The sequence below is a fragment of the Aquimarina besae genome (assembly GCF_042434905.1).
Taxonomy (GTDB): domain Bacteria; phylum Bacteroidota; class Bacteroidia; order Flavobacteriales; family Flavobacteriaceae; genus Aquimarina.
Genome location: NZ_CP170199.1, coordinates 1,727,948 through 1,743,431, shown reverse-complemented (window position 1 = coordinate 1,743,431; position 15,484 = coordinate 1,727,948). Strand labels below are relative to the sequence as shown.

The 15,484-nt window shown below is 34.3% G+C and carries 11 protein-coding genes; 8 read left to right on the top strand and 3 right to left on the bottom strand.

Annotated features, from left to right (window positions below):
• Nucleotides 1–6 precede the first annotated feature (6 nt).
• The gene (locus ACE94K_RS07530) at nt 7–3,537 is read right to left on the bottom strand and encodes a hypothetical protein (protein ID WP_378182235.1); all 3,531 of its coding nucleotides are present in this window, start codon (nt 3,535–3,537) and stop codon (nt 7–9) included.
• Between the two features lie 559 nt (nt 3,538–4,096).
• Between ACE94K_RS07530 and ACE94K_RS07525 the strand changes: the two genes are divergently transcribed.
• On the top strand, nt 4,097–4,882 hold the full coding sequence (locus ACE94K_RS07525; protein WP_378182232.1) for a hypothetical protein: 786 nt from the start codon (nt 4,097–4,099) through the stop codon (nt 4,880–4,882).
• 6 nt (nt 4,883–4,888) lie between these two features.
• Nucleotides 4,889–5,503 carry a deoxynucleoside kinase gene (locus ACE94K_RS07520; protein WP_378182229.1) on the top strand — a complete coding sequence of 205 codons (615 nt, stop codon included), beginning with the start codon at nt 4,889–4,891 and terminating at the stop codon, nt 5,501–5,503.
• A gap of 80 nt (nt 5,504–5,583) precedes the next feature.
• Here the strand turns inward: ACE94K_RS07520 and ACE94K_RS07515 are convergent, their stop codons facing one another.
• Nucleotides 5,584–5,871: a hypothetical protein gene (locus tag ACE94K_RS07515; RefSeq protein WP_378182226.1), complete on the bottom strand. Its 288-nt coding sequence runs from the start codon at nt 5,869–5,871 to the stop codon at nt 5,584–5,586.
• A gap of 228 nt (nt 5,872–6,099) precedes the next feature.
• Between ACE94K_RS07515 and ACE94K_RS07510 the strand changes: the two genes are divergently transcribed.
• Nucleotides 6,100–6,756 (top strand): DUF2461 domain-containing protein, encoded by a 657-nt coding sequence (locus ACE94K_RS07510; protein ID WP_378182223.1) that lies wholly within the window; start codon nt 6,100–6,102, stop codon nt 6,754–6,756.
• 2 nt (nt 6,757–6,758) lie between these two features.
• On the opposite strand, the gene ACE94K_RS07505 is transcribed toward ACE94K_RS07510, so the two are convergent.
• Nucleotides 6,759–8,000, bottom strand: coding sequence for a 3-deoxy-D-manno-octulosonic acid transferase (locus ACE94K_RS07505; RefSeq protein ID WP_378182220.1), 1,242 nt, complete (start codon nt 7,998–8,000; stop codon nt 6,759–6,761).
• 207 nt (nt 8,001–8,207) lie between these two features.
• On the opposite strand from ACE94K_RS07505, the gene ACE94K_RS07500 reads away from it, so the two are divergent.
• The 5 genes from ACE94K_RS07500 to ACE94K_RS07480 all read left to right on the top strand — a co-directional run bounded on the left by ACE94K_RS07500 (nt 8,208) and on the right by ACE94K_RS07480 (nt 15,484).
• Nucleotides 8,208–10,016, top strand: a complete 1,809-nt coding sequence (locus ACE94K_RS07500; protein ID WP_378182217.1) for a hypothetical protein — start codon at nt 8,208–8,210, stop codon at nt 10,014–10,016.
• Between the two features lie 143 nt (nt 10,017–10,159).
• Nucleotides 10,160–11,329 (top strand): DegT/DnrJ/EryC1/StrS family aminotransferase, encoded by a 1,170-nt coding sequence (locus ACE94K_RS07495; protein ID WP_378182214.1) that lies wholly within the window; start codon nt 10,160–10,162, stop codon nt 11,327–11,329.
• 114 nt (nt 11,330–11,443) lie between these two features.
• Complete coding sequence (locus ACE94K_RS07490) at nt 11,444–12,628, top strand: hypothetical protein (RefSeq protein ID WP_378182211.1); 1,185 nt, start codon at nt 11,444–11,446, stop codon at nt 12,626–12,628.
• Nucleotides 12,629–12,741: 113 nt separating this feature from the next.
• Nucleotides 12,742–14,346 (top strand): DEAD/DEAH box helicase, encoded by a 1,605-nt coding sequence (locus tag ACE94K_RS07485; RefSeq protein ID WP_378182208.1) that lies wholly within the window; start codon nt 12,742–12,744, stop codon nt 14,344–14,346.
• Between the two features lie 184 nt (nt 14,347–14,530).
• Nucleotides 14,531–15,484 (top strand): alpha/beta hydrolase family protein, encoded by a 954-nt coding sequence (locus tag ACE94K_RS07480; protein WP_378182205.1) that lies wholly within the window; start codon nt 14,531–14,533, stop codon nt 15,482–15,484.

Genomic DNA, 15,484 nt, shown 5'->3' with positions numbered 1-15,484 from the left:
ACTGTATTAGTTGTTTTTATAATTGTACTCATTCTCTGAAAGGATATTTCCATCCTGATCTTTTACTTTTTCTAATCGTTGATGCTGGTCATACTCATAATACATCGTATATCCTTTTGGATCTGTCATACTGGTTACTCCAATTTGAGGATCGTAGGTGTAATAACTCATCTGAGCATTCGCAAAAAACGAATGGTTTCTTAAGGTTTCAAATTGTGATCGTAGCGTAGCTTCTTTGGTACTGCTGTTTTCTGTATTAGAAGCTGTTTGTATCTGATTGATTAAACTGGTCACCGCTGTCGGCATACCTGTATAGCTGGCATTGGCTATTTTTGCGATTGGATATCGATCCTGATACCCCCAGATATAAATCAGGGAACTACCGTCCGGTTGAGAAACTTCTAAGGGGTTACCGTGGCTATCATATTTTTTATAGTACATACGATCTTCTAGTGTAGCAGTTCCTTTGGCAAACTGTACTTTTTCCGGTAAAGCGATGCCTTGCCCCCAATCTTTATAATATGTTTTTTTGGTAGCAAGTTTGATAGCTTCACCATTAGATTTTATGGTCTTGTTCTCTGCCTGTACAACTTCGGTAAGCCGGTTGTTATTGACTAGCAATTGATATCCGGGATCTGTAAAATCTTTGGGGTAGTAAAACGTACTGCTTTGCGTAGCACCATCGATTCCTGTAGTTGTATTGGTCCTTAATAAAAAATCTACCGAAGGATCATATTCCATTTCATTAACAGCGGTAGTGGTACGATCTCCAAAATACTGGGTAGATTTTACCTGAATGGTGTTTCCTGCCATTCCTTGCATCAAGTTTCGTTTTAATGCCAAAGTAGAAAGGTCAAACCGTTCAATACAGATCGCTCCAGGTGCATTACATCCGGCTGGTCTTTGAGGGTAATAAAAACCACCTCCGGCAACGATACCATTACCTGCACCGGCACTACCAAAACCACCGCCTCCCCAGGCAGGCTCTAAATAACGGTAACGATACTTGCTAGTAGAAGCATCATAATAAATCTGTATGTATTTAATGCTGTTATTTTCGTTATGGGTTAGTGAAAGTCCCGCTGTAGAAAAATACAGCTGATCTTCATAAGTATTCTCTGTTCTGGATAGGGTATCATTTAAAGCAGTGTATACAGCATTATTTTTCTCCTTACCTACTTTAAAATCAGGAATAAAACTATTGGTAAAAGGACGGATATTAAGATTTACAATACCATCAGACCCCGTATTAAAGTGATGGGTTACATACCCATTATTGGTACTTGCATCTTCTATATTTTCATCGAACACCGATACTGTTTTATACACCACGTGGGGTTGGTTACTGGACGCTCCTGATAGACGATGTAAGGTATACGCTGTAGGAGTATCAGGTTCTGTTGTAATAACTTTGGATGTGGTATAAACTAAGGTAGGATTAAATATAACCTTACCAGGAGCATATACATATTTTTTAGCAGAAGCTTTTTGTCCGTTACTACTAAAGTTTACAACTCTTTTAATACGCAACCCAGCTTTTAAATAATTGCCGTTACTTTCAGATTCGTCTATTTGTTCCTCTCTAAATACTCGAACACTTGAGGTCCCAGGAAGTGAATTCACTAAAGTAATTTGATAGGTACCCGCGTCAAGGAAGATTTGTCTTCTATCCGCCGTACCATAATTGCTCCATAGAAGATTAACTCCAGGCTGTCCTGTAGATTGATTTATAATTAGATTATAAGCAATAGGATTGGGATTGTAAAATGGGTGATTTGATTCAGGATCAGGTTCTGTTGGAGGCCTGCTAAAAATAAAAGCTTCTCTATTTCCTTGGCCACTAGTTTCATACTCTAGCTCATAATAATACGGTTCTTCAATGGTAAATATTGAATGTCTAATTTTAGGAGCACTGCCAAATTTATCTTGACAATAATCACCACAAACATTATTGTTAGAAGAATCAAGTCCTCCTGTTAGACTTGCTCCCCCATACAAAACATCTCTTGTAACTGTAGTTGTCGAGGATCCACTTGAAGCTCTATGTTGCTCGTATTCGAATGAAGTATAGCCACCGGTTGGATAGGTGATTTTAGATAACATACCGATTCTGGTTTTAGAAAAATCGGCTGACCGGTCTGCACCTGTATATGTATCACCATTTCTTCGATAAGATGGATATAACACAGAATTATTTTTTCCATTGTAATACCCCATATAATCCTGTGACAAGGATTTTCTTGAAGGCAAACTGGCTGCGTTGTAATAGTCTAGTTTATATCGTTGATCCAAGGCATTACTTTGATTGGTAATCTCCACTGCATCTAGTTTTAACCGGATATCTTCCAAGTTGCTATTAATAGGATTTGCGGTTGGACTAATCCCAAAATAAGAATGAACAAACTTGATTTTTTTTAGAATAGCGTTTGAAGGAGAACTAGCCTGAGGTCTATAAATCAGTAATTCATCTAATCCGCTTGGTGCAGTTAACGCAAGATCGTATCTGTTTTTTAGTACGGTAGAAACAATTAATTTCCCATTATGTTTTACCTGACTTAAAAAAGACTGGTTCAACTTGGTAATTGGTTGAAATGTGGATCCGCCAGGGTTAGTAAACGTATTTCCTCCAGGATTCTCTGGCATTGGATAGATCGAATGACTTACCGGAGAAGAAGAGAAAGGCTGGTTCCAATAGCCTGTACTAGTATAAGTAAACTCGTAAACATCCTTCAGCGTAGGTGATTCCATTTTAGTCAACAACCAGGAAGAAACATATTCTTTGATCACTCCTCCACCTGCACTGGCATCATTGCCCTGGCTATGGGTTTCTTCTTTTTCTTCAAAGTAATATGTAGTACCATTTTCACTGGTAATGGTCCAATGACGAATGTATCCAGATCTATAATACGCTACCTTAGTTCTTGGGTTTTTCAACCCTCTGGCTTCTAAAGTTTCCATATCAATCACCACCATTTCGTTCAATCCAGGCGCCTGAACACTAAAATAGTCTTGTTCAATATCCTTATACCCTTTGTTTACACTTTCCAGAAAATAGAAGTAATCGATAGCTTGTTGTTGGGTGTCAAAAGAAAAGTTATTGGCTGTGTATTCTAAAACTTTAGGCCGTACAGCATTATGAAAAATCGTTTGGTAATCAGAATTGATATAATCGTCAGGCATGCCATTAACAATCCTGGATACCCGCCCACCAATGGTAAGGTTCCAACTTAATCCCACCCAGGAAGCTTGTTGTTCTACCTTAATACCCTGAGCATCATAACTCAGTTGCATAGATAATGGTAATTCTTGTCCGGGATATTGATATAACGGAATGCTTACATCCGCAGTTCCTGTATACAGACTTACCGGGGTGTTCCCAAATTTGGTCAAGGTAGCAGCTTCAGGAGCAGTAGCCGCACCGGCAATCCTAGAGACCTCTCCGCTGTAATCCACATTAAGACTTCCGCCGCCGGGAATATTTTGGCTGTAGATATTAAAGCTGATTAGTAAAATAATCAACAAAACAATTTTCCTCATAATAATTGTACTTAATAATTAATCTGTTACTTACTTTTTTTTGCGGCGGCAAACCTACGGGAAAAAATCCTTTCTTACAATTGAATTTTTCTCCTGCAATTTATCGTTATCCAAGGTTTAGGTTCAAGCACCTAATTTCAGGATGAACAGCACAAAGCTTATCCTCTATCAACAACTCTTTAATCATTTTTAACAATTTAACAATGCTGAAAATGATTAAATCTAGAGAAGAAGAATTCACCGCTTCATATGTATGTGTCGTATGAAATAGATATGTTACCATAGATTTTCGATTTTTTTTAGAGTTTATTTTCCAGAGGTTAAAATTCTATCGTTTATATCCAAGATAAGAATGGAGGAGACTCCTACTAAAACATTGTGTTTAAAAGAGCTGCTCCTGTAGTTGCTGCAAAAGGAAGATTTACTTTGATTAGGTCTGGATTTTTTTTTAAAATTCAATTTCAAAAACAAGACGATACCATCCAGATTATTAATGTGAGAGGATTTGGGTATAAATTAGTTTGTTAGAAACGGTCTTATTTTTGTACTTTGCTTGTTTATGAATAAAGTAATATTCCTTTTAGTTCTAATTGGGTGCAGTACTCATAGTTATACCCAAAGAAATGTAGTAGTACAAGATTCTATTTCGCTAGAAGCCGATCAGTTTTCAGGAATCGATTCTTTTGGAGCTGTCTATTACACAAAAGACAATATATTTTATAAACAATGGAATAATCAGCAATGGCAGTTTGGTGATTTCATCTTAGGTCAGCTTACCTATGTATCCATCCTAAACCCTCTTAAAATTGTGTTGTTCTACGAACCGTCTAATACTGTAGTATTAATAGACAAGTATTTGAATGAAATAAATCGGATTAATTTCAATACGATTTCAGAGTTTAAAAATACATCATTGGTTTCTCCCGCAAATGATAATAGTATTTGGCTTTTTGACAATAATACCCAGCAATTAGAAATATTCAATACCATTACCAACAAACCATTGGTCACAACACAACCAATTAATGAAATCCCATCTATATTACGAAGTAATTTTAATTACTGTTGGACACTTACTTCAGAAGCTATTATAAAATTTAATATTTATGGTAGCTTGATGGAAAGTATTAAAAATGAAGGATTCACAGATTTGAGAATCATCAACAATGATATCATCTTACTAAAAGAGAATAATTTGTACTATCGAACATCGGCAACAGGTAAAACAGAAAAAATAAATCTTCCTGAAATTCCTGTAAAACAGTTTTATGTTACTAACGAAATCCTTTATATTTACGACCAAAGTAAGATTTACAGTTTTGACCTAACATCCCCAAAAAATTAATCTATTATGCACATAGCCATTGCAGGAAATATTGGTGCCGGAAAAACAACGTTAACTAAATTATTGGCAAAACACTATCGATGGGAGCCTCAATTTGAAGATGTACTCGAAAATCCCTACTTAGAGGATTTTTATAATAAAATGGAGCGATGGTCTTTTAATCTTCAGATTTATTTTCTAAATAGTCGCTTTAGACAGATTCTGGAGATTAGAGAAAGTGGAAAAGACATTATACAAGATAGAACCATCTATGAAGATGCATATATTTTTGCACCAAACTTGCACGCGATGGGATTAATGACGAATCGAGACTTTGAGAATTATAAATCATTATTCGATCTGATGGAGAGTGTAGTAGAAGGCCCTGACTTACTTATATATTTACGCAGTAGCATCCCTAATCTTGTGGCACAAATTCATAAACGAGGTAGGGAATACGAAAATACTATTAGTATTGATTATCTCAGTCGATTAAACGAACGTTATGAAGCCTGGGCACATGGGTATGACAAAGGCAATCTGTTGATTGTGGATGTAGATCATCTTAACTTTGTAGACAATCCCGAAGATTTAGGAAATATCATAAACCGAATTGATGCAGAATTAAACGGATTATTCTAAAAATACAAAGACCTTTCTTAATCGAAAGGCCTTCTTTTTTTAAACTTAGATTAACAAGTTTCTTTTTCTACTTTAACGTCTTAAGACTGTTGCTCTTCTTCAGTTTCAGTTTCCTCCTTTGTATCTTCGTTTACTGCTTTTTCTAAAGATTTATCGAGCTCCTCACCAGCTTCTTTAACTGCTTGTTCTGCCTCTTCTTTAATCTCGGCAGCCTCTTTTACAGCTTCATCCGTAGCATTTTCAACATCTTTTTGTAATTCACTGGTTTCTTCTGTGGCATTTTCAGCTTCTTTATTCGTATCTCTACAAGAAACAAACATCACATTTAAAGTAAATAAAAACGCTAAGGCTAACATTACTTTTTTCATAATATAAAAATTTTAGTTGTTATTATACTGCTATAACGGTATTCTATGCGTGCTATTTCTATTACCTTGGTAATCTTTTCACAAAAAATCTTAATTTTTTTAACATAATGAATTTCAGTGGTTTATTATAGAGTATATGAAGAGATGATCTTAAATGCGTTAATCAAAATGGGATATACATTATTGATTAAAACCAATAGATCTTATTTTGCAAATAAAAATTAGTAGATGAGTTTTTATAAATTATATGATTTCCTAAGGGATCTCCAAGCAAACAACAACAAAGAATGGATGGACGCGAATAGAAAGCGATATCACGAAATTAGAGATTGGTATATCAACTGGTTAGACAAAATAAACCAAAAATTAGCTGACATTGATCCCGAATACCATGATACTCCTGGTAAGAAAGCGATAAATCGTATCAATAATAACCTGCTATATCATCCCAACAAACCAACGTACAAAGATCATTTTGGAGCTGGTTTGGATCAAAAAAGCAAGCAGGGAGACTTTTATATTCATTTGGGAACTTCTGAATCCCTGATTGCAGGTGGTTATTGGAAACCTAATAATAAAATTTTAAAAAGTATCAGAGACGCAATCGACTATAACGGAGAAGAGTTTCTGAAAATAATAAATAAGAAAAGTTTTAAAGACACATTTGGCGATTTGATTGATACAGAAGAAAAACTCACCACATCTCCGAAAGGCTTTTCTCAGGGTCATGCATACATTGACTTACTAAGACATAAAACATTTGCGGTAGAACATCGACTGACTCAAAAAGAAGTGATGCAAGACGATTTTGAAGAAAAAGTAATTACTATATATAATGAAATGCTTCCATTTAGAAGATACTTAAATGAGGCAGTAACTGTGTAGATTTATTTTATTTTCTCGTGTAAATATTCTACAATCATATCGGTTGCTCCTGTATTGCTATTAATAAAATGACCTGCAATCATGCCGGTCTGTTGTCTAAACTTTTTGTTATCGATCAATCTATTCATAACATCAGAAAATTCGGATGCACTTGATATTGAAAATAATCCTGCCAGTTTTTGAAGCTGTTTTGCTTCTCTAAATTTTTCAAAATTCTGACCGATAACAATCGGAATTCCAAAAGTGGCAGGTTCCAATATATTGTGCAATCCCGAAGTTCCCATAGCTCCGCCTACATAAGCAATATCTGCATAACTATATACTCTAGATAAATATCCTATCGTATTCATAATAAAAACCTGATAGTCGTTTAGCGTCTTTTCTTCTTTATCAGAGAAGAGTATTGTTTTTTTAGTCAACTTTTGCTTTAGTGCCTGTATACTATTATCTTTTATTTCGTGTGGCGCAATAATAAAACACAAATCACCTGATGCCTGATTGACAAAATCAACAAATATCTCCTCATCTTCTAACCAGGAACTTCCAATGACAACGCAAAGTCGATCATCGATAAATTCTGAAATAAAATCAACGTGATTATCCATTTCGATTTGATGAGAAACTCTGTCAAAACGGGTGTCACCACTTATAGTTACATTATTAAAACCTACCTGATTTAGTAGCTTTTGAGAAATAGTATCCTGAACGAAAAAGTGACCCACCTTTCTTAAGGCATTTCGCATGAAGCCTCCATACCATTTAAAAAATGCTTGGTCTTTTCTGAAAACTGCAGATATGATAACAATAGGTATCGACTTGTTGTTAAGTTCCTTTAAATAGTTTGGCCAGAATTCATACTTCACGAAAACAGCAAGTTTGGGCTGCACCAACTTTACAAATTTTCTGGCATTAGCTTTCGTATCTAAAGGTAGATATACAATGACATCGGCGAGTGTACTGTTTTTTTTTACTTCATATCCAGATGGGGAGAAAAAAGTAACTAACAACGTGTGATCCATATATTTTTTCTTTAGTATCTCCATCACCGGAACTCCTTGCTCATACTCTCCCAAAGAGGCACAATGAAACCAAATTACCTGATCATCTGATTGTATTCTTTTTTCCAATACTTCAAAAACTGTTTTTCTGCCTTTTACAAACAATGAAAGTTTTGGACTTATGCTACCAATAACGGGAAGCATAGAATTGAATAATGAGATAAGAAGATTGTAGAAAAAATTCAAAAGTTATGATTTTATATGCTGCTAAAATACGGCTCTTTCTATTAAAAAACATGCAAACCACCTGTTCAAAAAATCAATTTATCAAATTCACAAAAAAACAATGAAATTCCTATTTCCATAAATATATAATTGAAATTTTACATTTTTAACAAAATTTATTCAATAAAATTATTAATTTAACACCAACTATCACACAAACTCATTATTATGAAATTAAAAATTACTTTAATTGCATTCCTTTCCTGCACATTATTATTTTCACAGAATTTTACAGAAGTATACCTTCCCAAACCGGATAATCTAAATCCATTTTTTATTGGCCCTCTTTTTAAATCTACCATTCATTATGGAGTTACACCTCCAAACTATAACGGAAAAGTACTTGTTTTTAATCACGGTTACATTGACTTGAATCAGAATCAATTTTTATTTGATAATTCTTTTTATCAAAAAACGTACGATGAAGGTTATCAAGCTGTTTTCGTAGCTACTACCAGAGGTGGGGGTTTATGGGTTAATGGAGAATTACTAGCAGAATCTATTGATCTCATTACAGCAAAGTATAATGTATCTGAAGTATCTATTATCGCCCATAGTAATGGCGGAAAAGCAGCAGAAGCAGCCATGATCCGATACAAAAAAAAAAACAAGGTAAATCAGGTATTTGCATTAGGAACACCCTACTGGGGAACATATTTAGCAGACATTTCTCAGATGCCTTGGTTAAACTGGGCATGGCGATTGACAGGATTAAACGAAGGAGCCAGAACCTCTACTACTTATTATTGTAGAGATGTTGTACGTCCCTATCTTGATAGTAATCCCAATAATGAGCCCGAAAAATTTATTGTATTAGGTGCCTCCGGTTATTTTAACGGATCTAACCTTTTGGCTAGAGTAGCTTTTACAACTACTGGTGGAATTTTATTACCTGTTCAAGGCGCAAATGACGGCGTGGCTCCTTATAGAAGTACGTTAAGACCTGGTGCAGAATATGTGTTCAAGAAGAATGATTTTCGTGCTTTTTTTGATCATATCGATGTAAGTTTGGGACAATTTAGCTGGCCTTACGTAAAATCATATTTACAAAATCCTTCTCAAAGAAGCCAACAACAATTTGAAACTGAAAATCTTTCTAATTTTATCACCTCCAGTAACTATTATATCATTCATTCTGAAAATGAATACGAGCAAATTACATTAGATAAAAATTCCTCTTTTGCAGTTGCAGAAATTATTCACGAAAACCCTAAAGCAGAATTTCATGGTTTCGACATAAACCAACAACCAATACGTCTAGTAAAAACTTATCAAGAAGAAGATCACAAAACCGTAATTCCTTTATCTTCTAAAAATAGTAAGCTAAAAAGTGATTCTAGGTTTGCTGCCTTTGTTAAACAAAATAATGGAATCACTATGTCTTTAGAACATCAAATCAAAAACAACTACCCTACTTTAAAAGTTGATGTCGTATCAGATAAAAAAAACGAAAATTTACTTCAAAACACCAAAGTACGGGGTGTGATCATTAAAACATCCAGGATTGATGGTACTGCATTACAAAGCGATCCTGAGATCATTACTTTTGATAAAAAAAATGGTAGTTATTATTTCGACACTAATCACTTGGAGGAAGGCGTTTATAGTTTATTTCTTAACTCTGAGAGTGAAAATAATTTTAGAAGGAGTATCATTTCTGGATTTGTAGTTGGAGATATTAAAAAAGCTCTAAGCGAAACAGAAAACACCAATCTCATAAACGAAACCGAAAAATCTATTAAAATTGCTCCTAATTCTGTCAAAGATTACGCGGTATTATCACTTCAGGGATATTATGTTTCTGAAAAACTATCTTTAAATGTCTTTGATATTACCGGTAAAAGAATTTCTGATTTTACAATTCCTGCTAAACAAAATTCGCAATATGATATCTCTCAAAAACTACAGCGATTATCACCTGGGATCTATCTTTTACAGGTAAATGACTTTAAAATAATAAAGTTTATAAAAGAATAATTTTATAAATATCTGAAAGAAAAGCTATTGCCAATAGGATCCTCTTGTAGAGTATTCGTTAATAAAAAACAGATCAAAACCTGGGATCACATTGGCAATCGTATCATTATTTTGTACTTTCGTCAGGTTACAAAACACATCCTATGAAGAAGATTCAAATGGTTGACCTAAAGGGTCAATACAAACAAATAAAAGAACGTGTAGATGCATCAATTCTTGATGTTATCTCATCAACAGCTTTCATCAATGGACCCGAAGTACATAGTTTTCAGAAAGAACTAGAAGAATATCTAGAGGTGAAACATGTGATACCTTGTGCTAACGGAACAGATGCTTTGCAGATAGCCATGATGGGATTAGGTCTTAAACCGGGAGATGAAGTGATCACAGCAGATTTTACCTTTGCAGCTACTGTAGAAGTAATCGCGTTATTACAACTTACTCCTGTATTGGTAGATGTAGAACCGGATTCTTTTAATATTGATCCAGAAGCAGTTAGAAAAGCAATTACACCAAATACCAGAGCAATTGTTCCGGTTCATTTATTCGGGCAAGCTGTTAATATGGATGAAATTATGACCATTGCTAAAGAACACGATTTATATGTAATCGAAGATAATGCACAAGGAATTGGTTCCAGTTATAAGTTTGCAAATGGAAAAGTAGCCAAAACAGGAACCATTGGCCACGTATCTTCAACGTCTTTTTTCCCTTCTAAAAATTTAGGATGTTACGGTGATGGTGGAGCTATTTTTACCAACGATGATGATTTGGCTCATACCATTCGCGGAATTGTAAATCACGGAATGTACGAAAGATATCATCACGATGTAGTTGGTGTAAACTCTAGACTGGATTCAATACAGGCTACCGTTCTGAGAGCAAAACTGCCACATCTTGATGGTTATAATAATGCCAGAAGATCTGCCGCAAGAAAATACAACAAAGCTTTTGAAGGCATTGAGCATATCATAACACCACAAGTTAAAGGAAACAACTGTGGAACCGGTGAAGAAGTAATTTGTGATACTTGTAACTGTCACGTATTTCATCAATACACCCTTCGTGTGCCCAATATAGATCGTGACGCATTGGCAAAACATTTAAATGAATCAGGCATACCTTGTGGTGTATACTATCCAATACCCCTGCATAGCCAAAAAGCTTATCAAGATGATCGCTACAAGGAATCCGATTTCCCGATTACGAATCAATTGGTGAAAGAAGTCATCTCATTGCCTATGCATACAGAGCTGGATGATGAGCAAATAGATTTTATAACAAAAACTGTTATTGAATTTGTTACGAAATAAAATCAATAAATTACAAGAGAAATATCGTATACCATTGTAATCTAATCGATATTTCACAAATTATCCCACATACTCCTAGTTTATATAACTGAAAAACAACCAATAAAACCCACGATGGATTCACTTTGCATCTGTTATAACTTAGTTGATCATGAGAACCTTTCTGGAATTCCCCCTTTACCAGAAGCATATATCGTACCTGTAACTGATGATCACCTTGGCTATGTAGAAAAACAAGCTACTTCTGCTACCTTAAAAAGTTTAGAAATACCATATTTAGATACCGCTCACGAACAATTGCTGGAAATATGTGCCAGTCTAAAAATCCCTGTTTTAGAACAACAGTTCAGACCAGCCAAAAAAAGAAAAACATTTGGCCTAGCAGATATTCTTAAAGATCCTAAAATAAAACACGTAGTTATTAACTATGTCAATAAAAAGCTTGCCGTTTTTTATACGCTAATAGTTAAAAACAAATATGCAGTTGTGCTCAATGCACAAAGAAAAGACCCGTTTGAGGTACATCGATTAGCAATTGGTAAAAATACTCTAAATCCAATTTTAGAATTCACTAAAACAGACGAAGGTATTGACTATGCTTTTACCCTAAATGCTGAAGATAAAATAATGATTCCCAAAAATCATAGTATTCAGATTTTATTAAACGAACCTTCCTGGATTATTTTAGACAAGACCGTTTTTCATATTGATAATCTAAATGCAAACAAGTTAAAACCATTTTTTAGCAAAGAAAAAATAACTATTGCCAAAAAACATATCAAAACCTATTTGAATAAAGTGATCATTCCAGTAATAAAAAATGTAGATGTTATTGCCAATGGTTTCGAGATTATTACTCTTACTGACATCGCATCATATGGCATAGAGATTATTCAAGATTTTATAAAAGAAATTTTTGTTGTAAAAGTAATTTTTAATTACGGACAAGCTACTTTTGACTTTAACAGTCCAAAGCAAACTTCGTCTAATGTACAATTTGGAGAAAATGAAGAAATACTGATCACTCAAATCAAAAGAGATCACGAAGCTGAAAAAGAAATTATAAAATTATTAGAATCTAAAGGCTTGTCCACCAATACTAGTCTTTTGCTGGAAACGGAAACTAACGAAGATCCTTTGGCTATTTTTAATTGGGTGCAAACTCATCAAAAAGAGCTTGAAAAAGAAGGTTTCCAAATTGTTTTACCAGACCTTGAAAATAGAATAATAAATCTTGATCCACATAAAATCGAGATTCAAAGTAAAAAAAAAATGACTGGTTCGATGTCAAAGGAATAGTTGTTATTGGGACTCAGGAAATTCCTTTTTCGAAATTCATCAAATACATAAAAGAAAATAATCGTTTATTCCCAATAAATGATAAATCAATCTTTATCATTCCATTAGAATGGATGACGCGTTACCAGAAATTAGCTGATTTTGGAAAAATAAATGATGAAAGTATTCTTGTAAACAAAGGGAATTACACACTATTGAAAGACTTGATTCCTCCGCAAGAGCTTGAAATCACTGATACTATTGATGTAGTTTATCAACCTTCTTCTAAATTGAAAGCCACTTTAAGACCTTATCAGGAGGAAGGAGTAAAATGGTTAGTAAAACATAACCAAAACCAATTAGGAGCTTGCCTTGCTGATGATATGGGATTGGGTAAAACATTGCAAACCATCGCCACACTGGTTTTTATCAAAGAACAACTTACGCCAGAAACAGAAGCACCTAAAACAATTGAACTAGACCTATTTAGCAATCCATTAGAAATCAAAACATACCTAAAAGCTCTCATTGTTCTGCCTTCTTCCTTGGTTTTTAATTGGGCTCAGGAAATATTAAAATTTGCTCCTCATCTTACTATTACCTTGTATACCGGCAGTGACCGAAAGAAAATCATTCCGTATCTGGAAACTTATGATATCATACTAACTACATACACTACCCTATCAAAAGATATCTCCATTCTAAAAAAAACAAACTTTACCTATTTAATTACAGATGAGAGTCAACAAATTAAAAACAAAGAATCTAAAATATTTAAAGCTATAAATGAAATTAATACATCTAATAAAATTTCATTAAGTGGTACACCTATAGAAAATTCGTTATCGGATCTTTGGTCTCAGATGGAATTCATCAATCCCGGTATGCTAGGAAGTTATCCTTTTTTTAAAGATCATTTCAAAATACCTATAGAAAAATATCAAAACGAAGATCGTATCAGTGAATTAAAGACATTGATCGATCCTTTTATACTAAGACGTACTAAGGAACAAGTCGCTAAGGATCTACCTAAGATATCCGAACAGATCATATATACCGAAATGCTAAGCGCACAAGAAAAGGCATATGAATCCCAAAAATCAGCTGCAAGAAATTTATTACTGGGGATTGATATGGTTTCTACAAACAAGATTCATATCCTAAATACCTTAACTAAACTACGACAATTAGCTAATCATCCTAAATTAGTAGATCCACTAACAGAAGACTCCTCTGGCAAGTTCAAGGATGTTAGCTCGTATTTAGAAACTTTAGCAAAATCGAACAAAAAAGTTTTAGTATTTAGCTCTTTTGTGTCCCATCTTCATCTTTATCAGGATTGGTGCAAATCCCAAAATATTTCCTTTGTAAGTCTTACCGGTAATACGAAAAGTACTGACAGAGAAAAAATAGTTAATGAATTTCAGGAAAATGATTTAATTTCTTTATTCTTTATTTCCTTAAAAGCAGGTGGTGTAGGCCTCAACCTTACCAAAGCTTCATACGTTGTTTTACTAGATCCCTGGTGGAATCCCTTTATAGAAAAACAAGCTATTGCCCGTGCACACCGTATCGGACAACAAAATAATGTCATGGTAACGCGTTTTATCACTAAAAATACCATAGAGGAAAAAATTCTTCACTTACAAGAACAAAAACAGCATCTTTCGGATGAAATTATAGATGTCAATACAATTCCGGATTATATAGAACACGATTTAGCAGAACTATTAAAATAAGTATCCGGGCGTTCGGGCGAGCTATCCACTATATCTTTTTGGTTTTTAAAAAACTAAAAAGGATTCCGTTCCTATCCCTACCTAGTTGTCAGGCAGGTCTAACGCAAAACTTAGCCCATCTTTCAAATTATAATTCGTAACAAAATGGACTACCCGACGTCTATTAAGAAAATAATTACACTTTATGAAACATATTTTACCACTCCTTGCTTGCATCCTAAGCTTTTGTTCCTGTGCTTCTCAAGAATCTGTTATTGTCGAAAAGAATGAAATAAATCTGGAAGACTACCCTAAATTATATACAGACTCCAATAAAACAACATTCACTAACAAATTTCATTTTCTAAAAAATGTTACTGTTTATGAAATAACATATCTAAGTGATGGATTAAAAATACAATCGTTTGCTGCTGTACCAAAAAAAGAAGGAAAGCATCCTGTGATTATATACAATCGAGGTGGAAACCGTGATTTTGGAGCGCTAAACATAAAGACCGCAATAGGTCGATTCTCTAAATTGGCCAGTGAAGGATATATCGTAATCGGTTGCAACTATAGAGGATCGGGTAAAAGTGAAGGAATGGAAGAGTTTGGCGGTAAAGATGTAAATGATATTTTAAACCTCAACAAAGTCATTAATGAGCTACCTGAAGCAGATACTACTCGTGTGGGAATGTATGGTTGGAGTCGTGGCGGTATGATGACCTATATTGCATTAACAAAAATGAACAATATAAAAGCAGCAGTTGTTGGTGCCGGAAAATCTGACTTGAGAACTATCGACAGACCCGAAATGGAGAAAAAAGTGTATGCCCAATTGATTCCGGATTACTACCAAAATAAAGAAGCTGAACTTAAAAAAAGATCCGCAATATTATGGGCAGATAACTTTTCTACTGAAGTGCCAATACTTATATTACACGGCAATGCTGATTGGAGAGTAAAGTCTACGAATTCGTTACAATTAGCTTTAGAATTTGAAAAACACAGAATTCCGTATAGATTAAAGATTTATGAAGGAGCAGATCACGGTATCACCCAATTTAGAGATGAAAGAGATCAAGATGTATTGGATTGGTTCAATAAATATCTAAAAGGTTCTGCTGAATTACCAAATATGGAATTTCATGGTAGATAA

Coding starts and splice junctions, on each gene's coding strand:
- ACE94K_RS07530 (WP_378182235.1), bottom strand. CDS start 3,537: ATGAGGAAAATTGTTTTGTTGATTATTTTACTAATCAGCTTTAATATC.
- ACE94K_RS07525 (WP_378182232.1), top strand. CDS start 4,097: ATGAATAAAGTAATATTCCTTTTAGTTCTAATTGGGTGCAGTACTCAT.
- ACE94K_RS07520 (WP_378182229.1), top strand. CDS start 4,889: ATGCACATAGCCATTGCAGGAAATATTGGTGCCGGAAAAACAACGTTA.
- ACE94K_RS07515 (WP_378182226.1), bottom strand. CDS start 5,871: ATGAAAAAAGTAATGTTAGCCTTAGCGTTTTTATTTACTTTAAATGTG.
- ACE94K_RS07510 (WP_378182223.1), top strand. CDS start 6,100: ATGAGTTTTTATAAATTATATGATTTCCTAAGGGATCTCCAAGCAAAC.
- ACE94K_RS07500 (WP_378182217.1), top strand. CDS start 8,208: ATGAAATTAAAAATTACTTTAATTGCATTCCTTTCCTGCACATTATTA.
- ACE94K_RS07495 (WP_378182214.1), top strand. CDS start 10,160: ATGAAGAAGATTCAAATGGTTGACCTAAAGGGTCAATACAAACAAATA.
- ACE94K_RS07490 (WP_378182211.1), top strand. CDS start 11,444: ATGGATTCACTTTGCATCTGTTATAACTTAGTTGATCATGAGAACCTT.
- ACE94K_RS07485 (WP_378182208.1), top strand. CDS start 12,742: ATGACGCGTTACCAGAAATTAGCTGATTTTGGAAAAATAAATGATGAA.
- ACE94K_RS07480 (WP_378182205.1), top strand. CDS start 14,531: ATGAAACATATTTTACCACTCCTTGCTTGCATCCTAAGCTTTTGTTCC.